This window comes from Paraburkholderia sp. Tr-20389 (assembly GCF_017104565.1).
Lineage (GTDB): Bacteria > Pseudomonadota > Gammaproteobacteria > Burkholderiales > Burkholderiaceae > Paraburkholderia.
Genome location: NZ_JAAGPD010000087.1, coordinates 1 through 22,272, shown reverse-complemented (window position 1 = coordinate 22,272; position 22,272 = coordinate 1). Strand labels below are relative to the sequence as shown.

At 63.7% G+C, this 22,272-nt stretch carries 19 protein-coding genes; 14 read left to right on the top strand and 5 right to left on the bottom strand.

Features of this window, described 5'->3' with window-relative positions:
• Positions 1 to 169: 169 nt before the first annotated feature.
• On the bottom strand, positions 170 to 910 hold the full coding sequence (locus G3N95_RS39845) for a 16S rRNA (uracil(1498)-N(3))-methyltransferase (RefSeq protein ID WP_205975556.1): 741 nt from the start codon (positions 908 to 910) through the stop codon (positions 170 to 172).
• A gap of 19 nt (positions 911 to 929) precedes the next feature.
• Positions 930 to 1,343, bottom strand: coding sequence for a glyoxalase/bleomycin resistance/extradiol dioxygenase family protein (locus tag G3N95_RS39840; protein ID WP_205975555.1), 414 nt, complete (start codon positions 1,341 to 1,343; stop codon positions 930 to 932).
• A gap of 613 nt (positions 1,344 to 1,956) precedes the next feature.
• Here G3N95_RS39840 and tkt point away from each other — a divergent pair.
• Both tkt and gap read left to right on the top strand, forming a co-directional pair.
• Positions 1,957 to 3,975 (top strand): transketolase, encoded by a 2,019-nt coding sequence (gene tkt, locus G3N95_RS39835; RefSeq protein ID WP_205975554.1) that lies wholly within the window; start codon positions 1,957 to 1,959, stop codon positions 3,973 to 3,975.
• A 109-nt stretch (positions 3,976 to 4,084) separates the two neighbouring features.
• Entirely contained in the window at positions 4,085 to 5,095 is a 1,011-nt protein-coding gene (gene gap, locus G3N95_RS39830; RefSeq protein ID WP_028371814.1) for a type I glyceraldehyde-3-phosphate dehydrogenase, read from the top strand.
• Between the two features lie 816 nt (positions 5,096 to 5,911).
• Here the strand turns inward: gap and G3N95_RS39825 are convergent.
• Entirely contained in the window at positions 5,912 to 6,604 is a 693-nt protein-coding gene (locus G3N95_RS39825) for a FadR/GntR family transcriptional regulator (protein ID WP_205975553.1), read from the bottom strand.
• A 251-nt stretch (positions 6,605 to 6,855) separates the two neighbouring features.
• On the opposite strand from G3N95_RS39825, the gene G3N95_RS39820 reads away from it, so the two are divergent.
• The 3 genes from G3N95_RS39820 (at position 6,856) to G3N95_RS39810 (ending at position 9,852) form a co-directional block, all read left to right on the top strand.
• Entirely contained in the window at positions 6,856 to 8,184 is a 1,329-nt protein-coding gene (locus G3N95_RS39820; protein WP_205975552.1) for a C4-dicarboxylate transporter DctA, read from the top strand.
• 114 nt (positions 8,185 to 8,298) lie between these two features.
• A complete protein-coding gene (alc, locus tag G3N95_RS39815) occupies positions 8,299 to 9,309 on the top strand; it encodes an allantoicase (RefSeq protein ID WP_205975551.1) in 1,011 nt (336 codons plus the stop codon).
• Positions 9,310 to 9,339: 30 nt separating this feature from the next.
• On the top strand, positions 9,340 to 9,852 hold the full coding sequence (locus G3N95_RS39810) for an ureidoglycolate lyase (RefSeq protein ID WP_205975550.1): 513 nt from the start codon (positions 9,340 to 9,342) through the stop codon (positions 9,850 to 9,852).
• An 89-nt stretch (positions 9,853 to 9,941) separates the two neighbouring features.
• Here the strand turns inward: G3N95_RS39810 and fur are convergent, their stop codons facing one another.
• The gene (gene fur / locus G3N95_RS39805) at positions 9,942 to 10,370 is read right to left on the bottom strand and encodes a ferric iron uptake transcriptional regulator (RefSeq protein WP_012401967.1); all 429 of its coding nucleotides are present in this window, start codon (positions 10,368 to 10,370) and stop codon (positions 9,942 to 9,944) included.
• Between the two features lie 111 nt (positions 10,371 to 10,481).
• Here fur and bamE point away from each other — a divergent pair, with 111 nt between their 5' ends.
• From bamE to G3N95_RS39760, 9 genes are all read left to right on the top strand, one after another.
• Positions 10,482 to 11,372 (top strand): outer membrane protein assembly factor BamE, encoded by an 891-nt coding sequence (gene bamE, locus G3N95_RS39800; protein WP_205975549.1) that lies wholly within the window; start codon positions 10,482 to 10,484, stop codon positions 11,370 to 11,372.
• 164 nt (positions 11,373 to 11,536) lie between these two features.
• Entirely contained in the window at positions 11,537 to 12,334 is a 798-nt protein-coding gene (dapB, locus tag G3N95_RS39795) for a 4-hydroxy-tetrahydrodipicolinate reductase (RefSeq protein WP_205975548.1), read from the top strand.
• Between the two features lie 62 nt (positions 12,335 to 12,396).
• On the top strand, positions 12,397 to 13,146 hold the full coding sequence (locus G3N95_RS39790) for a MotA/TolQ/ExbB proton channel family protein (RefSeq protein WP_205975547.1): 750 nt from the start codon (positions 12,397 to 12,399) through the stop codon (positions 13,144 to 13,146).
• Between the two features lie 31 nt (positions 13,147 to 13,177).
• Positions 13,178 to 13,654, top strand: a complete 477-nt coding sequence (locus tag G3N95_RS39785) for a biopolymer transporter ExbD (protein ID WP_205975546.1) — start codon at positions 13,178 to 13,180, stop codon at positions 13,652 to 13,654.
• Between the two features lie 246 nt (positions 13,655 to 13,900).
• Complete coding sequence (leuS, locus tag G3N95_RS39780; protein ID WP_205975545.1) at positions 13,901 to 16,495, top strand: leucine--tRNA ligase; 2,595 nt, start codon at positions 13,901 to 13,903, stop codon at positions 16,493 to 16,495.
• Between the two features lie 40 nt (positions 16,496 to 16,535).
• Positions 16,536 to 17,087 carry an LPS assembly lipoprotein LptE gene (gene lptE, locus G3N95_RS39775; RefSeq protein ID WP_205975544.1) on the top strand — a complete coding sequence of 184 codons (552 nt, stop codon included), beginning with the start codon at positions 16,536 to 16,538 and terminating at the stop codon, positions 17,085 to 17,087.
• A 42-nt stretch (positions 17,088 to 17,129) separates the two neighbouring features.
• Complete coding sequence (gene holA / locus G3N95_RS39770; protein ID WP_205975543.1) at positions 17,130 to 18,275, top strand: DNA polymerase III subunit delta; 1,146 nt, start codon at positions 17,130 to 17,132, stop codon at positions 18,273 to 18,275.
• 234 nt (positions 18,276 to 18,509) lie between these two features.
• Entirely contained in the window at positions 18,510 to 19,781 is a 1,272-nt protein-coding gene (locus tag G3N95_RS39765) for a glutamate-5-semialdehyde dehydrogenase (RefSeq protein ID WP_205975542.1), read from the top strand.
• 28 nt (positions 19,782 to 19,809) lie between these two features.
• Positions 19,810 to 20,232 (top strand): CopD family protein, encoded by a 423-nt coding sequence (locus G3N95_RS39760; protein ID WP_205975541.1) that lies wholly within the window; start codon positions 19,810 to 19,812, stop codon positions 20,230 to 20,232.
• 121 nt (positions 20,233 to 20,353) lie between these two features.
• On the opposite strand, the gene G3N95_RS39755 is transcribed toward G3N95_RS39760, so the two are convergent.
• Positions 20,354 to 22,272, bottom strand: a 1,919-nt coding sequence (locus G3N95_RS39755; protein WP_205975540.1) for a YadA-like family protein, incomplete at its 5' end; no start/stop codon positions are given.

Genomic DNA, 22,272 nt, shown 5'->3' with positions numbered 1-22,272 from the left:
TGCATGGTTCGACCGACTAGGCCTACCCCGTCTCTCCTGACCTCAACTTCCCGAACCGCCCGGTGCGGACCCGCATGCCGGGTGGTGTGGCAGGGGCGTAGCCTGTTGGCTACCCCCTATGCCGATCAGTCGCGCTCCGTTTTTCCCGGGGAAAGCGCGACGACATCCGTTACCAGCCGCCCCAGCGCGCAGCCAGCGCGGATAGCACCGCGATCCCCGCCGTTTCCGTACGTAGCACGCGCGGGCCGAGGCCGACAGCCGTGAAGCCGTGGGCAGCCGCCGCCGCTTCTTCCGCCGCGGAAAAGCCGCCTTCCGGGCCGACCAGCACCAGCGCGCGGACCTTTGGCGGCTCCGCGGGCAGCGCGGAAAACGGCACGCTCGCACGAGGTGACAGCAACAGGCGCAGTTCGCCGTCGACGGGCTCCTTCGGCATGGAACTGAGCCAGGTGGCCAGTTCGCGTGTCGGCATCACTTCGGGCAGGCGGTTGCGCCCGCACTGTTCGCACGACGCCTGCACGATCCGCTGCCAGTGAATCTGGCGGCGTTGCGCGCGTTCGCCGGCGAGCCGCACGACGCTGCGGGTCGTGGTGAGCGGCACGAATTCGCACGCACCGAGTTCGGTGGCCTTTTCGATCAGCCAGTCCATCTTGTCGCTGCCGGCGATACCTTGCGCAAGGGTCAGCCGGTACGGCGGTTCGGCCTCGACGTCGCGAAATTCGCCGATCCGCACGATGGTTCCATGTCGATCCATATCGACGATTTCAGCACCGTACTCGCCGCCATCCCCATTGAACAGGCTGACGGTGTCGCCCGGTTGGAGACGCAGGACGCGGACGTGCCGGTTGACTTCATCCGGCAAGGAAACGATGTCGTCGGTTTTGAACGGGGTGCCGACGAAGAAGCGAGGCATAAGGAAAGTTCTCATTCACTCAAGACAGATGGCAGGCTAACGCCCAGCGATAGCCGTCGAGATCTTCGATCTGGGCAAAACGGTCGCCCCAGAACTGATCTTGCGGTTCGCTGAGCGACCTGGCGCCGGCCGCGATGGCGCGCGCATAAACCGTATCGACATTGTCGACGTAGAGGTAAAACGATTGGGGGGCAGTCGTGGCCGCACTCTTCGGCGTTTGAGCCGTCGAGCCGAACGCGCCTTCCGGAGCGAACATCACGATCAACTGATCCTGATAGGTCATTTCGACGTGCATGACGACGCCGTCGTCGTGCACGCTGTCCCGGATGCGGAAACCAAACGCTGCCTCGAAGAACGCGATCGAGGTACGCGCGTCGCGGACCGTCAGATACGGTGTCAGCCACGGCACTCCGGCTGGGCGTGGGGCAGTCATCGAACTCTCCTGAAACCAGTGGGTCGGTATGCCATCGCCTTCGCTACCGTTGTTGCCTTACGGCGGCCAGTGCCGAAGAAGCGATGAATTTTGCAGCAGTCTCACAGCCAACGCTCTAAGAATCGGCTTAGTTTATCGCCCGTGACGCGACGAATGGCGACTGATCGTGCGTCGAGCGACATTTCTACGCATCGCGTGTAGATGGATTCTCGCAGTTCCAGGCCGAGAAAGCGCGCGGAACCGTCGGTTCACAGATCGGCCCGCGCATGGCGAGATCCGCATTCCGCGACAAAAGTTCTGTAGATTGCACGGTATCGGCGCATACGGCGACGGGCGGTCGGAATCCTGCCGGGCGGTTACCGGGCCGCCCCGCGCAGACCCGCCTCGCGCCGCATCGGTGGCGGGGACATGCGCGCCGGATCGCTCCGAGACGCCCGTCTATGGCCGGAGACAAGGCTGGCTATCTGTTAGAATATCCCGCTTTGCAGCCCTGTCCGTTTGCTCTGCCCGCCTCGCGTCTCCCGGCGCCGCACCGTGCGCCGAAGCAGATTGGCCGCTGGCTTCCGGACCACCATCGGCGCCCCCGCTTTTTGGACCATTCTCCGGAATCGACATGACGACCCCGTCTCCCGCCCCTACCTCCCTGATGGCCAACGCGATCCGCGCGCTGTCCATGGATGCCGTTCAAGCAGCGAACTCCGGTCACCCCGGCATGCCGATGGGCATGGCCGAGATCGGCGTGGCGCTCTGGTCGCGGCATCTGCGTCACAACCCCAAGAATCCGCACTGGGCCGATCGCGACCGCTTCGTGCTGTCGAACGGTCACGGCTCGATGCTGCTGTACTCGCTGCTCCATCTGACGGGCTACGACCTGCCGATGGAAGAGTTGAAGAACTTCCGCCAGCTGCACTCGAAGACGCCGGGCCACCCGGAATACGGCATCACGCCGGGCGTCGAGACGACCACGGGCCCGCTCGGCCAGGGTCTCGCGAACTCCGTCGGCATGGCGCTCGCCGAATCTCTGCTCGCGAACGAGTTCAACAAGGCTGACGCGAAGATCGTCGATCACCACACGTACGTGTTCCTCGGCGACGGCTGCCTGATGGAAGGCATTTCGCACGAAGCCTGCTCGCTCGCCGGCGTGCTGAAGCTGAACAAGCTGATCGCGTTCTACGACGACAACGGCATTTCGATCGACGGCGACGTGATCCACTGGTTCCACGACGACACGCCGAAGCGCTTCGAAGCGTACGGCTGGAACGTGATTCCGGGCGTGATCGGCCATGACGTCGAAGCCGTCGATGCCGCCATCAAGAAGGCGAAGCAGTCGGACAAGCCGACACTGATCTGCTGCAAGACCGTGATCGGCGAAGGCTCGCCGAACAAGGCAGGCTCGCACGACGTGCACGGCTCGGCGCTGGGCGAAAAGGAAGTCGCGGCCACGCGCGAAAAGCTCGGCTGGACCTACCCGCCGTTCGTGATCCCGCAGGAAGTTTACGCAGCATGGGACGCGAAGGAATCGGGCGCGAAGTTCGAGGGCGAATGGAACGACGCGTTCGCTGCGTATCGCGCGAAGTACCCGCAGGAAGCCGCCGACTTCGAGCGCCGAATGGCGAACAAGCTGCCGGACGACTGGGCTGAAAAGGCGCAGGCCATCATCGCCGGTGCGAATGAGCGCGCTGAGACCATCGCCACCCGCAAGGCGTCGCAGCAGGCCATCGAAGGTCTCTCCGCCGTGTTGCCGGAACTCGTCGGCGGCTCGGCCGACCTGACTGGCTCGAATCTCACGAACTGGAAGGCGGCGAAGTACGTGCGCGTCGGCGAAAACGGCGCGGCGGGCAACTACGTCAACTATGGCGTGCGCGAATTCGGCATGAGCGCGGCCATCAACGGCCTCGCGGTGCACGGCGGACACAAGGCGTTCGGCGGCACGTTCCTGACGTTCTCGGACTACAGCCGCAACGCGCTGCGCGTCGCTGCGCTGATGAAGTCGCCGTCTATCTTCGTGTTCACGCACGACTCGATCGGTCTCGGCGAAGACGGTCCGACGCACCAGTCGATCGAACACGTCGCGAGCCTGCGCCTGATTCCGCACATGCAGGTGTGGCGTCCGGCGGATACCGTCGAAACGGCCGTCGCGTGGACGCAGGCTGTCGAGCATGTGGGCCCGTCGTGCCTGATCTTCAGCCGTCAGAATCTCGCGTTCAACCCGCGCACCGACGCGCAGATCGCGAACATCGCGAAGGGCGGCTACGTGCTGAAGGACTGGAACGACGACATTCCCGCACGCAAGATCATCCTGATCGCGACGGGTTCGGAAGTCGAACTGGCGATGAAGTCGGTCGAAGCGCTCGCGCGCGAAGGCATTGCGGCACGTGTCGTGTCGATGCCGTCCACGACCACCTTCGACAAGCAGGACGCCGAGTACCGCGAGCGCGTGCTGCCGCACGGTGTGCGCCGCGTCGCGATCGAAGCGGGTGTCACCGACTTCTGGCGCAAGTATGTGGGCCTGGAAGGCGGCGTCGTCGGCATCGATGTGTTCGGCGAATCGGCTCCCGCCGGCGCGCTGTTCAAGTATTTCGGTTTCACCGTCGAGAAGGTTGTCGAGACGGCCAAGGCCGCACTCGGCTAAATGCGCGCAGCGTCGTGCGCGCCGCGTTTCGGGCGGCGCGCATGAACGCTTCGAGGCGCATCAGCCGAAGCATCACGGAAGAATTTTTTCAGCCATCAGGAGATAGAACATGACGATTCGCGTCGCAATCAACGGCTATGGCCGGATCGGCCGCAACACGCTGCGTGCCTTCTATGAAAACGGCAAGAAGCACGATCTCGAGATCGTTGCGATCAACGACCTCGGCGATGCCAAGACCAACGCGCACCTGACGCAGTACGACACGGCGCACGGCAAGTTTCCGGGCGAAGTGACCGTCGACGGCGAGAACCTGATCGTCAACGGCGACAAGATCCGCGTGCTGGCCAACCGCAACCCGGCTGAACTGCCGTGGGGCGAGCTGGGCGTCGACGTCGTGATGGAGTGCACGGGCTTTTTCACGACGAAGGAAAAGGCGAGCGCGCACATCAAGGGCGGCGCGAAGAAGGTGATCATCTCGGCGCCGGGCGGCAAGGATGTCGACGCGACGATCGTCTACGGCGTGAACCACAACGTGCTGAAGGCTGAGCACACGGTCATCTCGAACGCATCGTGCACGACGAACTGCCTCGCGCCGCTCGTCAAGCCGCTGAACGACAAGATCGGTCTGGAAACGGGTCTGATGACCACGATCCACGCATACACGAACGACCAGGTGCTGACGGACGTGTATCACGAAGACCTGCGCCGCGCGCGCTCGGCCACGCACAGCCAGATCCCGACGAAGACGGGCGCGGCATCGGCCGTCGGCCTCGTGCTGCCGGAACTGAACGGCAAGCTGGATGGCTACGCGATTCGCGTCCCGACGATCAACGTGTCGATCGTCGACCTGTCGTTCATCGCCAAGCGCGACACGACCGTCGATGAAGTCAACGCGATCATGAAGGAAGCATCGGAAGGCGCGCTGAAGGGCATCCTCGGGTACAACTCGGCACCGCTGGTGTCGATCGACTTCAACCACAACCCGGCTTCGTCGACGTTCGACGCGACGCTGACCAAGGTGTCGGGCCGTCTGGTGAAGGTGTCGAGCTGGTACGACAACGAGTGGGGTTTCTCGAACCGCATGCTGGATACCGCGGTTGCTTTCGCTAACGCGAAGTAAGGTTTTTTTCGCTTTCTGCGGGAAGGTCGCTCTTTAGGGTGGCCTTTTTTTTTGTCTGCGACGCAGTCGCCAATTTTGCCTTCTCGGCGCGGGCTACGCCTTTGGGTTCGGTTCTGCGCTTTTGCTGGCATCCGCGTTGTGGCTCTGGTTTGCTGGCGTTGCCCCTGTGCGGGGCGGCACTTACTTTCTTTGCCGCCGCAAAGAAAGTAAGCAAAGAAAGCGGGCTCACACCGCCAATCCTTGTTCTTGCCTGCGGGCCCTCAACAGTTCTTACGCTCCACGCGGCAACGCGCTGATTTGCGCTCGTTGCCAGCGTGCTAACTCAAGCATCCCCCGCTTCACACTCCCGCGTCACGGACCGCGTTACCAGACGTCCACGGCCGCCCAGGTGGCAAACTGTGTGTAGGCGGTCGCGCCGCATGCGTTGGCGCTCCTACGACACCGATCTCGCTTTTCAGTCCGGAGTGGTGCGCTTCCATCGCGATGGCCTACACACAGTTTGCCACCTAGGCGGCGCAGACGAGTCGCTGCCGCTGGCTGTGGTACGGGTGACTGGAGTGGGTGATGCGCCTGTTCAAGGCGCTGGCAACGGGCGGGGAAACGATGCGTTGCCGTGTGGAGCGCGGGACCCGTTGGGGGCCCGCAGGCAAAAACAAGGATTGGCGGTGTGAGCCCGCTTTCTTTGCTTACTTTCTTTGCGGCGGCAAAGAAAGTAAGTGCCGCCCCGCACAGGGGCAACGCCAGCAAACCAAAAACCCAACGCGGATGCCAGCAAAATCAAAAAAACCGGCATCGCCGCGCCGCAGGCAAACGCCTTCACACCTGCGGCGTAGGAAAATAAACCCCAGCCCGCTGGGCGGCATTAGCAATGTGCTTCTCGATAGCAAGCCCAGCAGCATGAGGATCACGCGCCTTGAGCGCGTCAAGAATCGCCCGATGCTCATGAAAGGTAGACAGCACAAGCTCACGCCGATAAAACGGCATCCGCTGACTCTCCTTCATGATGTCGGCGCTGCTGCGCAAAATCGACTCGATGGCAGCATTGCCAGCAATCGCCACGATGCGCATATGAAAGTCGAAATCGAGCTGCGCGGCATCGTCGAGATCGCCATGGGTCAGCGCGACCTGCAAGGCCGCAATATTGTCCTCGAACCACACAACATCGTCATCGCCGATAGCAAGCGCAGCCATTCTCGCGACAAAACCTTCGAGCGCAAACCGCATCTGATACGTGTCCGGCAACGACGACTGATCGGCAAACCGCCACGGATGCGCCGACGACGCCTTCGTCGACTGCACATACACGCCCTTGCCAGGGCGAATCGTCAGCATGCCGAGCGCTTCGAGCGTCGATAGCGCCTCGCGCAGCGACGCCCGGCTGATATCCAGTTCCTCCGACAATTGCCGTTGCGCCGGTAACAGGCTCCCGACAGGATATGCGCCGCCCTCGATCCTCTCGCGGATCGTCGAGATGGCAGCGTCGGTGACGGTGTGCGGGACGTTTTTCATGATCTCACAGCGGTTCGGTGCGGTCTGACCAGTATTCTAGAACGGCTTCGCATCCAGCGTGCAATCCGAATTCCAACAGCAAGTTCCACGCGAGAAGGCCGGTCAGACCAGATCGGGTAAACACCGCCCCGACAATCCTTGACCTCACTATATCGGCTTCCTACTATTCGCCATAACAGCACTGGTCAGACCGGTATGAATGGAAGCCGGATAATCGTGCTGCTGACCCAATTCGTGACCGGGAGAAAGCCGTGTTGAAGTTCTTCAATTCGCTGTTTGGCCGGGTGGTGATCGCTCTTGTAGCGGGCATCGTGATCGGCGCGCTGTTTCCGCATTTCGCGCAGTCGCTACGTCCGTTGGGCGACGGCTTCCTCAAGCTGATCAAGATGGTGATCGGCCCGATCGTCTTCTGCGTCGTCGTCAGCGGCATGGCGCACGCGGGCGATCTGAAGAAAGTGGGGCGCGTCGGCCTGAAGGCCGTCGTCTACTTCGAGATCATGACGACGATCGCGCTCGTGATCGGCGCGGTGCTCGCGTATGCGACGCGTCCGGGCGTCGGCATGAACATCGATCTGCATTCGCTCGATCCCGCGTCGCTCGCGTCGTACACCGAGCACGCGAAGAGCCTCAAGGACACGGCGGGCTTCCTGCTGAAGATCATCCCCGAAACCGCAATCGATGCCTTCGCCAAAGGCGACATCCTGCAGATTCTCGTGTTCTCCGTGCTGGTCGGCTCTGCGCTGTCGCTGCTCGGACCGCGTGTGCGGCACGTCAACAGCCTGATCGACGAACTCGCGCAAGTGTTCTTTCGCGTGATGAGCTTCATCATCAAGCTCGCGCCGCTCGGTGTGCTGGGTGCCATCGCGTTCACGACGGGCACGTACGGCGTCGCTTCGCTCAAGCAACTCGGGATGCTCGTCGTCGTGTTCTACGCGAGCTGCTTCGTGTTCGTGGCCGTCGTGCTCGGCGTCGTGATGCGACTGGCGGGCTTCAGCGTTTTCAAGCTGATCCGCTATCTGCGCGAAGAGCTGTCGATCGTGCTCGGCACCGCTTCGTCCGACGCCGTGCTGCCGCAGATCATGCGCAAGCTCGAATGGATGGGCGTGAAGGATTCGACCGTCGGTCTGGTGATTCCGACCGGCTACTCGTTCAACCTCGACGGCTTCTCGATCTACCTGACGCTCGCCGTGATTTTCATCGCGCAGGCAACCAATACGCCGCTGTCGATGCACGATCTGATCGTCGTCGTGCTCGTGTCGCTGGTGACGTCGAAGGGCGCGCACGGCATTCCCGGCTCGGCGATCGTGATTCTCGCCGCGACGCTCTCCGCGATTCCCGCGATCCCCGTGCTCGGACTCGTGCTGATTCTGCCCGTCGACTGGTTCGTCGGCATCGCCCGCGCGCTGACCAATCTGATCGGCAACTGCGTCGCGACCGTCGTCGTCGCCGTGTGGGAGAACGACATCGACAAGGCGCGCGCCCGTCGCGTGCTCAACCTCGACAGCGACTTGCGCTTCGTGCCGACCAGCACCGATCTCGAAGGCGAGACGGGCCACGCGAACCCGGCGCACGCCGTCTGATCGTCTGATAACGCTTTCCGCCATCTGACCGACCACCAATGGCAAAGCGGCGGACCACGACGGTCCGCCGCCTATTTACCTCAATTCCTCAATCGACCGAAGACTGAACCGATCATGGCCAATCCGATTCTCGATCCGAACGCACCCGCCTTCACACGCCGCTACATGAATCTCGCCGACCCGCGCCTCGGCGCGAAGGCGCTCTTCGCCAGCGACGAATTCTTCGCGCCGAAGGAGCGGATGCTCGACCCGCAGCCGGCTGTTTTCATCCCCGGTAAGTACGACGACCACGGCAAGTGGATGGACGGCTGGGAGACGCGCCGCAAGCGCACGACGGGGCACGACTACTGCGTCGTGCGTCTGGCGCGGCCGGGCGTCGTGCACGGCGTCGATCTCGACACGAGCCACTTCACGGGCAACTTCCCGCCGGCGGCATCGATCGAAGCCTGCTATTCGAACGGCGACGTCCCCGCCGATAACGCCGACTGGCAAATCATCGTCCCCGCGACCACGCTGCAAGGCAATCAACATCACTATGTCGACGTGAGCGACGCGCGCGCGTTCACGCATCTGCGCGTGAACCTGTTTCCGGACGGCGGCCTCGCGCGTCTGCGTGTGTATGGGCAACCGAAGCGCGACTGGGAACGCACCGAGCGCGGCAGTCTGATCGATCTGGCCGCGGTCGAAAATGGCGCCTATCTCGTCGCCGCCAACAACCAGCATTTCGGACCCGCATCGCAGATGCTGATGCCGGGCCGCGGCGTGAACATGGGCGACGGCTGGGAAACGCGCCGCCGCCGCGAGCCGGGCAACGACTGGGCGATCGTCGCGCTCGCGCGGCCGGGTGTGATCCGCAAGGTCGAAGTCGACACCGCGCACTTCAAGGGCAATTTTCCGGATCGCTGCTCGTTGCAGGCGGCCTCCGTCACGGGCGGCACCGACGATTCGCTCGTCACGCAAGCGATGTTCTGGCCCGTGCTGCTGCCCGAACAGAAGCTGTCGATGGACAACGTCCACGCGTTCGGTGCGGAACTGGCCGACCTCGGTCGCGTGACGCACGTGCGCTTCAACATCTACCCGGATGGCGGCGTGTCGCGGCTGCGTCTGTGGGGCGAACCCGAGTAACGCGTACTGCATCGATCGACGGAGAAGGTCATGAACACACTGCGCATCGAGCGCCTGACACGCGACGCGTTCGCTCCATTCGGCGACGTGATCGAACTGGACGGCGCGCGCCATTACCCAATCAACGAAGGCACGACCGAGCGTTACCACGATCTGGCGCAAGTGGATGTGGGCACGCAAGGCGGGCGCCCGCTGATCAACGTGTTTCGCGCGCAGCCGCGTGCATGGCCGATCGACATCGCGATGATGGAGCGGCATCCGCTCGGCAGCCAGGCGTTCGTCCCGCTGTTGGATGCGCCGTATCTGATCGTCGTCGCGCCCGCCGGCGAACTCGATCCGTCGAAGCTCAAAGCGTTCTCGACGCACGGCTGGCAGGGCGTCAACTACGCGAAGGGCGTCTGGCATCATCCGCTGCTGGCGCTCGGGCGCGTGAGCGATTTTCTCGTCGTCGATCGGGGCGGAGAAGGGCCGAATTGCGATGAAGTGGCGCTGCCGCAGACGTGGCGGCTGGAGCGCGAATCGTTCGAGATGCTTGCCGTTTAGCTGCGTTTTTGCGCTTCCGTAAGCGGCGGAAAGCAAAAGGCCCGGCCGATTTTCACGGCCGGGCCTTTCTGCTTCTTACGGAAAACGCGTCAGTGCTTGCGGTGCGGGCACTTGTCTTTCGTGCACGCGCCGTAGAGCGCGAGCGCGTGTTCCTGCAGCTTGAAGCCGCGTTCTTTCGCGATCGCCTGCTGGCGATTTTCGATCTCGGGGTCGAAAAATTCTTCGACCAGACCGCAATCGATACACACCAGATGGTCGTGGTGTGTCCCTTCGTTCAGCTCAAAAACGGCTTTACCCGACTCGAAGTTGCTACGCGACAGCAGACCTGCCTGCTCAAACTGCGTGAGCACGCGATACACCGTGGCGAGCCCGATATCCAGCTCTTCATGCAGCAGATTGCGGTAGACATCTTCGGCGGTCAGATGGCGCACCGGGCTGTGCTGAAAGATCTCCAGAATCTTGAGGCGCGGTAGGGTCGCCTTGAGTCCGATATTTTTCAGATCGGTTGGATTGGTCATGGCAAGGGATCCCTAGAGTACAATGCGGGGTTCTAATAGTAATGTGAATTGCTGTTCAGGTCATCTTACACGGAAACACGCGCGGCTCGGTAAGCCCGCACGGTGAGGGAAATGATTCCAAAAGCTCTATTGATCAACCGGGGGAGCCGCATACGGCGTACCTTGATCGTCGCTGCGGCTGTGGCGGTACTTGCTGGATGTTCCACGTATGACAGCCTGACACAGCGCGTCGCCCAAAGCATCACGCCATACCGCATTACCGTGGTTCAGGGTAACTTCGTATCGAAGGAAGCGGCTGCGCAGATGCAGGTGGGCATGTCCCGCGCGCAGGTCAAGCAGGTGCTCGGCACCCCGCTTCTGACCGACATGTTCCACGCCGACCGCTGGGACTACGTGTTCTATTTCAAGCGCGGCTCGACTTCGGTCGTGCAGCAGCGTGACTTCATCGTGAACTTCACCGGCGATCGCGTCGCGAGCTGGTCGGGCGGCGAGGATCTGCCGTCCAACCTGGAACTGCTCGCCGATATCGACGGCGACCGCACCGGCAAGAAGAAGGCCGTTGCGCCCGTCGTCGCGAGCGCAACGGGTGCGGCAAGCGCGCCTGTTGCAGCAGCGCCGGCGTCCGCCGCAACGCCCGACACGGTGCGCTCGGCCACGTCCGACGCCGCGCAGGCAGGCAGTCTGCCCGCTGTCGATCCGAACGCGCAGGCCGCACAAGCCGCGAACCGTCTGACCAACGCGGTGCAGGCGCCCGCGCCGGGCGCGACGCCGTCGGTGCGCGCGAACACGCCGCCGTCGAACGGTGGGGTTCCGCAGAACTCGACGGAGCCGGGCCAGCCGCAGTTCCGCTTCACGCGTCCGCCGCCGCCGCAAATCCAGGGCGTACCGAGCGACAACCCCGTCGGCCCGACCGGTCCCGAAAGCAACAACGGCCAGTCGAAAGACTCGGCCTCGAAATCGTCGCAATCTTCCGCACAAACGGGCACGGGAACGGGCGGCTGATTCCGTTGTCCGTAACATGATGGGTGGCTGATTCCGTCAACCACCCATCGTGCGTCTCGCGGCGAAGCTCCGCCGCCGCGAGACGTTGCCAGTTTCGTTTCTTGTGTCGCCGATCCACGCGCTGTCTTTTAGCGCAGTGCACAGGCGCTGTTTCTGGATTACCCATGAAAATTGCCATCGCCGGCGCATCGGGCCGCATGGGCCGGATGCTCATCGAAACCGTTCTCAACGATCCTGAAGTCAAGCTGTCGGGTGCGCTCGACCGCACTGGCGCGCCGCAACTCGGCCAGGACGCGGGCGCGTTTCTGGGCAAGCAGACGGGCGTGCTGATGTCGGACGACATCGACGCCGTGCTCGCGCAATCCGACTACCTGATCGACTTCACGCGCCCCGAGGGCACGCTCGCGCACATCGAAGCCGCGTTGCGGACGAACACGAAGCTCGTGATCGGGACGACGGGCTTCGACGACGCGCAGAAGGCGCAGATCCGCGCCGCGTCGGAGAAAATCGGCATCGTATTCGCGTCGAACTTCAGCGTCGGCGTGAACGTCACGATGAAGCTGCTCGAATTCGCCGCACGCCATTTCTCGCAGGGCTACGACATCGAAATCATCGAGGCGCATCACCGTCACAAGGTCGACGCGCCTTCGGGCACCGCACTGACGATGGGCGAAGTGATCGCCGGCGCGCTGGGCCGCAAGCTCGAAGATTGTGCCGTCTACGCGCGCGAAGGCGTGACGGGCGAACGCGATCCGTCCACGATCGGTTTCTCGGCGATTCGCGGCGGCGATATCGTCGGCGATCACACGGTGCTGTTCGCAGGCATCGGCGAGCGGATCGAGATCACGCACAAATCCGCGAGCCGTCTGTCGTACGCGCAAGGCGCGGTGCGCGCGGTGCGCTTCCTCGAAGGCCATTCGAACGGCCTGTTCGACATGCAGGACGTGCTCGGCTTGCGTTAAGCCCTGCATCGATCCCGTTTTCACGCGCCAGGGCGCGACGCCCCGGCGATCGGCGAGGTCCGATGGCAAACACCGGCATCATCCACTATCTGCAAACCAGCGACGCCATTACGCATGGCGTCGCCTATGTGCTGCTGGCGATGTCGATTGCGAGCTGGTGTTTTCTGATCGTCAAAAGCTGGATGCTGAGCCGCGCGAAGCGGCAAGGATCGCGCGCCGTCGCGCGGTTCTGGCAGGCGCCGACGCTGGCCGACGGCGTGACGGCACTGCGTCTCGCGGATCGCGAGCGAATCTTTTCCCCGTTGGCAGAAGCGGCGCTGCAGGCATCGGAAGTCGAGATGCCGGGGGCGCTGCTCGCGCGCGTCGAACGCAGCGAACGTGTGCTGAGGGCGCTGCGCCAGGCACTGCACCGCTCGCAGCGCCGGCTGGAATTCGGCCAGGTATTGCTCGCGTCGGTGGGGAGCACGGCGCCGTTCGTCGGGCTGCTCGGCACCGTGTGGGGCATCTATCACGCGCTCGGCAGCATCGCGCAGAGCGGGCAGGCGATGATCGAAAACGTCGCGGGGCCCGTCGGCGAGGCGCTCATCATGACGGCGTTCGGTCTCGTCGTCGCGATTCCCGCCGTGCTTGCCTATAACGTGCTGGGACGGATGGTGCGGCAGGTGTCGGAAGATCTCGACGGCTTTGCGCATGATCTGCACGCCTACGTGTGCGCGCCCGCGGACGAAGCGCACGGCGCCGCGCGCGGCGATCTGCGTGACAACCCGCGCGATGCTCAAGGCACGCGCTCGCCTGCGCGGACGCAGGCGTAAGCGCACAAGCGGCGAGAGCGAGGCACGGCACATGGCATTCGGCGGACTCGACAGGCACAAGACGGCAGCGCCGATGGCGGACATCAACATGACGCCGCTGATCGACGTGATGCTCGTGCTGCTGGTCATTTTCATCATCACGGCGCCGCTCTTCACGCACGCGATCCGGCTCGATCTGCCGCGCGTGGCGGCAGCCGAGTCGCGCGAAACGCCGCAGACCATCACGCTGTCGATCGACGCGGCGGGCAAGCTCTACTGGAACGACAAGCCCATCACGCTCGAGCAGATGCGCGCGCAATTCAACGACGCGGGCAAACAGAAAGAGCAGCCGGAAATCCATCTGCGCGCCGAGCGCTCGACGCGCTACGAAGTGATCGCGCAGGTCATGGGCGCGGCGCAGCAGGCCGGGCTGGAGCGGATCGGTTTCGTGACGGAGCCGCCGGCATCGGGCGGTGCCGCTGCTGGCGGAAATTCGCCTGCGCCGACCGCCGCATCGGCGGCTCGGTAAGCCACGGCAAGCTGCACGCGCGCGGTCCAAAACTCCGCTTCGAGCCCCGATCACGTCCAATCGGTGCGCAATTGCCGCGCAAACGCAGCGCATCCGCTCAATCGCGCGCGGCGTGAGCCCGGCCGAACGGTATAATCAGCCCTTTCCCCTTGACGAAAAGGGGATCGACGAGACTTTCATCACGCAGAGCACCGTGCCGGTGCCGACGCACCGAACAGCGGCACCGAATAGCGATCCCATCACACCATGCACGAAAAATACGTTCCCTCCGACGTCGAATCCGCCGCGCAAGGACAATGGCGCGCCACCGACGCGTACAAAACGACGGAAAAGGCCGACAAGCCCAAGTTCTATTGCGTTTCGATGCTGCCGTATCCGTCGGGCAAGCTGCACATGGGGCACGTACGCAATTACACGATCAATGACGTGATGTACCGCTATCTGCGGATGAACGGCTACAACACGCTGATGCCGATGGGCTGGGACGCGTTCGGCATGCCCGCCGAAAACGCCGCGATGGCCAACGGCGTGCCGCCCGCGAAGTGGACCTACGACAACATCGCGTACATGAAGAAGCAGATGCAGTCGATGGGTCTTGCCATCGACTGGTCGCGCGAAGTCGCCACCTGCAGTCCGGACTACTACAAGTGGAACCAGTGGATCTTCCTGAAGATGCTGGAAAAGGGCATCGCGTACAAGAAGACGGGCACCGTGAACTGGGACCCCGTGGATCAGACCGTGCTCGCGAACGAGCAGGTGATCGACGGTCGCGGCTGGCGCTCGGGCGCGCTCGTCGAAAAGCGCGAAATCCCGATGTACTACATGCGCATCACGCAGTACGCGGATGAACTGCTGAACGATCTCGACGGCCTTGGCTGGCCCGAGCGCGTGAAGGTCATGCAGCAGAACTGGATCGGCAAGAGCTTCGGCGTGAACTTCGGCTTCCCGTACGAACTGGACGGCGAGCAGAAGCTGCTGCGCGTGTTCACGACGCGCGCCGACACGATCATGGGCGTGACCTTCTGCGCGGTCGCCGCCGAGCACCCGCTCGCGACGCGCCTCGCGCAAGGCAAGCCGGACCTGCAGGCGTTCATCGAAGAGTGCAAGCAGGGCGGCGTCGCCGAAGCCGACATGGCGACGATGGAAAAGAAGGGCATGCCCACGGGATTTTTCGTCACGCATCCGCTGACGCAGGAAAAGGTCGAGGTGTGGGTCGGCAACTACGTGCTGATGAGCTACGGCGAAGGTGCCGTAATGGGCGTGCCGGCGCACGACGAGCGTGACTTCGCGTTTGTGAAGAAGTACGGCATTCCCGTGAAGCAGGTCGTTGCCGTCGAAGGCCAGACGTTCTCGACGGACGCGTGGCAGGAATCGTACGGTGACAAGGAAAACGGCGTACTGGTCAATAGCGGCAAGTACGACGGCCTCAAGTACGGCGACGCCGTCGACGCGATCGCGGCGGATCTCAACGCGCTCGGCCTCGGCGACAAGCAGGTCACGTGGCGTCTGCGCGACTGGGGCATCTCGCGCCAGCGCTACTGGGGCACGCCGATTCCGATCATCCACTGCCCGTCGTGCGGCGACGTGCCCGTGCCCGAGAAGGATCTGCCCGTCGTGCTGCCGGAAGACCTCGTGCCGGACGGCACGGGCAATCCGCTCGCGAAGTCGGAAGCGTTCGTGAACTGCACGTGCCCGACCTGCGGCGCGGCCGCGAAGCGCGAAACCGACACGATGGACACGTTCGTCGATTCGTCCTGGTACTTCTATCGCTACGCGGCACCCGACGCGAAGACGATGGTCGACGAGCGAACCGATTACTGGATGCCGATGGATCAATACATCGGCGGCATCGAGCACGCCATTCTTCACCTGCTGTACTCGCGTTTCTGGGCGAAGGTTTGCCGCGATCTGGGCATCGTGAAGTTCGGCGAGCCGGCGAAGAACCTGCTCACGCAGGGCATGGTGCTCAACGAAACCTATTACCGCGAAAACGACGCGGGCAAGAAGACCTGGTATAACCCGGCTGACGTCACCGTCACCCACGACGACAAGGGCCGCCCGGTCGGCGCGACGCTGAACGCCGACGGCCAGCCCGTCGTGCTCGGTGGTGTCGAGAAGATGTCGAAGTCGAAGAACAACGGCGTCGACCCGCAGGTGCTGATCGACCAGTACGGCGCCGACACCGCGCGTCTCTTCACGATGTTCGCCGCGCCGCCGGAACAGCAGCTTGAGTGGTCGGGTGCGGGTGTCGAAGGCGCGAGCCGTTTCCTGCGCCGCGTGTGGGCATTCGGTCAGGCAAACGAAGCGGCGCTCTCCGAACGCGCTCCGTTCGACGCCGCCAAGCTCGCCGACACGGAGAAAACGCTGCGCCGCGAAATCTACAGCGTGCTGAAGCAGGCTGACTTCGACTATCAGCGTTTGCAGTACAACACGGTCGTGTCGGCGGCGATGAAGATGCTCAACGCGATCGAAAGCGCGAAGGGTGCGGGCGCCGCCGTGCTGCGCGAAACGTATGGCGTGATGCTGCGCGTGCTGTACCCGGTCGTGCCGCACCTCACGTTCCAGTTGTGGCGCGAACTCGGCTACGAAGGCGAATTCGGTTCGCTGCTCGACGCGCCGTGGCCGAAGGTCGACGAAAAAGCGCTGGAACAGAGCGAAATCGAACTCGTGCTGCAGGTGAACGGCAAGGTGCGCGGCGCCGTGACGGTCGCGAAGGACGCGTCGCGCGAAGCGATCGAAGCCGTTGCGCTCGCCCACGAGATGTTCGCGAAGTTCAGCGAAGGCAAGCCGGCGAAGAAGGTCATCGTCGTGCCGGGCCGCCTCGTGAACGTCGTTGTCTGATGGCCGCGCCGATCGCCTTAACTGCGAACCAGGAGCTCATGTGACTCGCAGATCGTTTTTGACTCTGGCGTGCAGCGCGGCGCTGCTGTCCGCGTGCGGCTTCCAGTTGCGCGGCCAGCAGGACTACGCGTTCAAGCGCCTCGCCATCTCGGGTGGGTCGGGGGCCGTCGCCGCGCGCCTGACGCGCATGGTGCAGGGCGGCAGCGACACGGTGATCGTGACGTCGCCGGCCAATGCCGACGCCATCCTGTCGATATCGGAAGGACGCGGCACGTCCGTGCTGACGCTGAATTCGCTCGGCGTGGTGGAAGAGTACGCGCTGAACTACGCGCTGAACTACACGCTGCGTGGCGCGGACGGCACCTTGCTGATTCCGCCCAGCCAGATCGCGCTGAATCGCGCGATGACCTATAGCGACCAGTTCTCGCAGGCGAAGTCGTCGGAAGCGGACATTCTCTACGCCGACATGCAGAACGACGCCGTCGATCAGCTGATGCGGCGTCTGTCCGTCGTGAAGTCGCTGCATCCGGCGCCGGGGCAGGAAGTGCCGGGCATCTCGCCGCGCGCGCCGCTGCCGCCGCCGCCGCTTTGATCCACCGGTTCGACCCGCTTTCACTCTCAGTCATCCGCCGCCATGCAACTGCGTCTTGACGCGCTCGAAGCGCATCTCGCGAAAGGTCTCGCCGGTCTGTACGTCGTGTACGGCGACGAGCATCTGCTCGCGCAGGAAGCGTGCGACCGCATCCGCGCGGCGGCGCGTGCGGCCGGCTTCACGGATCGTACGGTGTTCACGGTGGAGCGCGGGTTCGACTGGAGTTCGCTGCTCGGCGCGAGCCAGTCGATGTCGCTGTTCGGCGACCGCCAGCTGGTCGAATTGCGCATTCCGACGGGCAAGCCCGGCAAGGAAGGCGCTGACGCGTTGAAGACTTTGGCCGCAGCCGCGAATCCCGATGTGCTGACGCTCGTCACGCTGCCGCGTCTCGACGCGGCGACGCAAAAAGCCGCGTGGTTCACCGCGCTGGCCGACGCGGGCGTCGCGCTGAAAATCGATCCCGTCGAGCGGGCGCAATTGCCTGGATGGATTGGTCAGCGCCTTGCGTCGCAGAATCAGCGCGTTGCGCCGGGCGAAGACGGCAAGCGCGCGCTGCAGTTCATCGCGGAGCGCGTCGAAGGCAATCTGCTCGCCGCGCATCAGGAAATTCAGAAGCTCGGGCTGCTGTATCCGTCGGGCGTGCTCACGTTCGAACAGGTTCACGACGCCGTGCTGAACGTCGCGCGCTACGACGTGTTCAAGCTCAACGAAGCGATGCTCGCGGGCGATGTCGGCCGCCTGTCGCGCATGATCGATGGTCTGAAGGGCGAAGGCGAGGCGGCGGTGCTGGTGCTGTGGGCGGTCGTCGAAGAGATTCGCACGCTGTTGCGCGTCAAGCGCGGCGTCGAAGCGGGTAAGCCGCTCGCGATGCTGCTGCGCGAGAACCGCGTGTGGGGACCGCGCGAGCGGCTCGTCGGACCAGCGCTGTCGCGCGTGACGGAAGCGTCGCTCGAAAAGGCGCTCGCGCTCGCGGCGAAGCTCGACCGGCAGGTGAAGGGTTTGTCGGGCGGCACGCCGGGCAATCATCGCAACGATCCGCCGCCCGATCCGTGGGCGGGGCTGTTCGAACTCGCGATGGCCGTGGCGGGCGCTTCCGCTTCGCAGGCGCATGGCGCGCCGATGCGGCCCGCGCCGGGTCGGCCGGCGCCAGTTCCAGCGCGACCGGCGCCGATGCGCCGACCGTCGTAGGCTGTCGCACGCCTGACGGATCTCTTCGCAGCCTCTGTGCAGTTGCAGGCGAAGCGTAGCGAGACATCCGTCACACCAGCCGCGCGGCAGCCCTCTCCAGCCCGTGGAACGGCGCCGCCGCGCCGAGCAGACTCCTGTCACACGTCATACAATCGGCGGATCGTTCCACTTTCAGAAATTCTTCGCCGCACTTCAGATAAAACTGAAGCATCGAGCGGCACAACGGGAATCATCATGGATATCGACCAGTACATGACCGACCTCGGCCGCCGCGCGCGTCAAGCATCGCGTGCAATGGCGCGGGCGTCGACGGCCGCGAAGAACGCCGCGCTCGAAGCGGTTGCAGTTGCAATCGAGCGCGAGACGGCCGCCCTGAAAGAAGCGAACGCACGCGATCTGGCGCGGGCGCGCGACAAGGGCCATGACGCGGCGTTCATCGACCGTCTGACGCTGTCGGACAAGGCGCTGAAGACGATGGTCGAAGGCTTGCGGCAGGTAGCAGCGCTGCCCGATCCGATCGGCGAGATCAGCAATCTGAAGTACCGGCCGAGCGGCATCCAGGTCGGCCAGATGCGCGTGCCGCTCGGCGTGATCGGCATCATTTACGAATCGCGTCCGAATGTCACGATCGACGCCGCGGCGCTGTGCCTGAAATCCGGCAACGCGACGATTCTGCGTGGCGGCTCCGAGGCGCTCGAATGCAATACGACGCTCGCGAAGCTGATCGGCGAAGGGCTGGAGAAAGCGGGGCTGCCGCAGGAAGCGGTGCAGGTGGTCGCGACATCGGACCGTGCGGCCGTCGGCAAGCTGATTACGATGACCGAATACGTCGACGTGATCGTGCCGCGCGGCGGAAAGAGCCTGATTGCGCGTTTGATCGAAGAAGGCCGCGTGCCGATGATCAAACATCTGGACGGCATCTGTCATGTGTACGTCGATGATCGCGCGGATCTCGCCAAGGCGATGACGGTGTGCGACAACGCGAAGACGCATCGCTACGGCACCTGTAACACGATGGAGACGCTGCTGGTCGCGCGCGGTATCGCGGGCGAGGTGCTGCCCGCGCTGGGCAAGCTGTATCGCGAGAAGGAAGTCGAACTGCGGGTCGATGGCGCCGCACGCGAGGTGCTCGCGGATGCGGGTGTCAATCCTCTGGTGGATGCGACGGAAGAAGACTGGCGCACCGAATACCTCGCGCCCGTGCTGGCGATCAAAGTCGTGGACGGCATGGATCAGGCGATCGAGCACATCAACGAATACGGCTCGCATCACACGGACGCAATCGTCACCGAAGATCACGATCGCGCGATGCGCTTCTTACGCGAAGTGGACTCGGCGAGCGTGATGGTCAATGCATCGACGCGTTTCGCCGATGGCTTCGAATTCGGTCTGGGCGCCGAGATCGGCATTTCCAACGACAAGCTGCATGCGCGCGGGCCGGTCGGGCTGGAAGGGCTGACGTCGATGAAGTACGTCGTGCTGGGCCACGGCGAAGGCCGCCAATAATCGAGCGTTTGCTACGAGGGAAGAATAATTGGCTTTCTTGTGGATCAAGACATTTCACATCGTTCTGATCGCTGCTTGGTTCGCGGGGCTTTTCTATCTGCCGCGAATTTTCGTGAATCTCGCGATGGAGACCGATCCGAATGCCGTCAAGCGTCTGTTGCTGATGGCTCGCAAGCTGTTTCGCTTCATGTCGTTCATCGCGGTGCCGGCGCTTGCGTGCGGATTGTGGCTGTGGCTCGTCGTCGGCATCGGCAGCGGGCAGGGCTGGATTCATGCGAAGGTCGGCGTGGTCGTGCTGCTCGTCATCTATCACGGGTATTGCGGCGTGCTGTTGCGCACGTTCGAGCGCGGTGAGAACAGGCGCTCGCACAAGTGGTATCGGATGTTCAATGAGTTGCCTGTGCTGGGGATGCTGGCGGCGGTGGCGCTTGTCGTGATCAAGCCTTTCTGACGACGTCTTTCACTTCCGGCAGGCATTCAAGAAAAAAGCCCGGTTTGCTGTTTCCAGCAAACCGGGCTTTGCGCTTTCGGGAGGGCACCGAACCATCTGGTGCCCTATCCGGTCGAGCCGCTTAGAACTCGTAGCCGACCTGTGCGCGCACGCCTGCGTCACCCGTCGAGGTCACCGAGACGGCACCGTTCACCAGCCACTTGCCATCACGCGAGCGGTACGTTGCACCGACGCCGGCGGCGGAACCACCCTTGTACGTGCCTGCACCTGCTGCAACCACCGTGTTACCCGGCTGCGACGGCGTCATGTTCGGCATGGCCATTGCGGCGGCCACACCTGCATACGCGTTCTTCGCAACCTGATTGACGGTGTTCTGCATCATGTTGATCTGCTGGTCCGTGTAGCTCTTGGACGTCATGCCGGCAGGCATGGTGCCCATCGCGTTCGCGACCGTCTGGTTCAACTGGTCGACGTTGACGGCGTCCGTACCTTCCGTGCCTGCGGCAACGTTGGTGACCTGACGCTCGCTGCCCTTCGCTCCGACCGACACGGTGTTCGCGCGGTCAGCCACCGAGTTCGCACCCAGTGCCACCGAGTTGTCCGCCGTCGCCTTGGCGTTGCCGCCGATCGCGACTGCATTCGCGCCCGTTGCCTGCGAATCCGCGAGGTCCGAGTTCGAGTGGAAGTACTTGATGCCCGCGTTGCCCGTCGTGATCTCGTTCAGCGTGTTGTTGATGCTGTTGATATCCGACGAGTTCTGCGTGACACGCGTATCCAGGTTCGTCACGGCGTCGCCGATCGAGTTGACCGTCGTGCCGCCGACATTGAACGTCGGAGCCGAGATCGTGCCGTCGCTGTTCACCGTCGAGCCGCCGCCGATCGCGCTGGCGATCGAAGCATTCGATGTGTACAACTGCGAGCCGTTCACTGCGTCCGTGCTCGATGCGTTGACGTCGCCGGCCGAGACGCCCGTCAGCTTGCGCGTGCCGGCCGTGCCCGTGAAGTCGACGACGGAACCATCGGTTGCAGCCGCGACGGTGATGTTGCGCGTCGTCTGGTCCTGCTGAACCATGCCGATCGTGCCGCTGTTCAGGCCGTTGTTGATGCTCTGGATATCCGCGGTGTTCTGCGTCGTGCGTGCATCGATGTTGCTGATCGCGCCGCCGACGTTGTTCACCGTCGTGCCGCCGACCACATACGTCGGTGCGGAGATCGTGCCGTCGGCGTTGACCGTCGAACCGCCACCGAGCGCACCCGCCATCGAATTGCTCACGTTATACAGCTGCGAGCCGTTGATAGCGTCGGTGCTCGATGCGTTCACTGCGCCGGCAGCGACACCCGTGATCACACGCGGGCCTGCTGTGCCGGACACATCGACCAGCGAACCGCCCGTGTTTGCCGCGACGGTGATGTTCTGCGTCGTCGGATCTTGCTGGACGAGGCCGACCGTGCCGCTGTTGATCTGCGTGGTCAGGTTGTCGATGTTCGCCGTGTTCTGCGTGGTACGTGCATCGACATTGCTGATCGCGCCGCCGATGTTGTTCACCGTCGTGCCGCCGACCACATACGAAGGCGCGGAAATCGAGCCATCGCTGTTCACAGACGAGCCGCCGCCGAGCGCGTTGCTGACCGACTGGCTGACGCCGTACAGCTGCGAACCGTTGACCGCGTCGAAGCTCGATGCGTTGACCGCGCCTGCTGCGACACCCGTCAGCACGCGCTGACCGGCCGTGCCTGTGAAGTCGACGATCGAACCGTCGGTTGCCGCTGCGACGGTGATGTTGCGCGTCGTCGGGTCTTGCTGGACGAGGCCCACTTCGCCGCTGCTGAGTTGCGTGGTCAGGTTGGTGATGTCGCTGGAATTTTGAGTCACGCGCGCATCGACGTTGGTGAGGGCGCCGGCGATGTTGCTGACCGTCGTGCCGCCGATCACATAGCTCGGTGCCGAGATGGAACCGTCGCTGTTGACCGTCGAACCGCCACCGAGTGCTGCGGCCGTCGAGTTCGCGACGCTATACAGCTGCGAGCCGTTGACTGCAT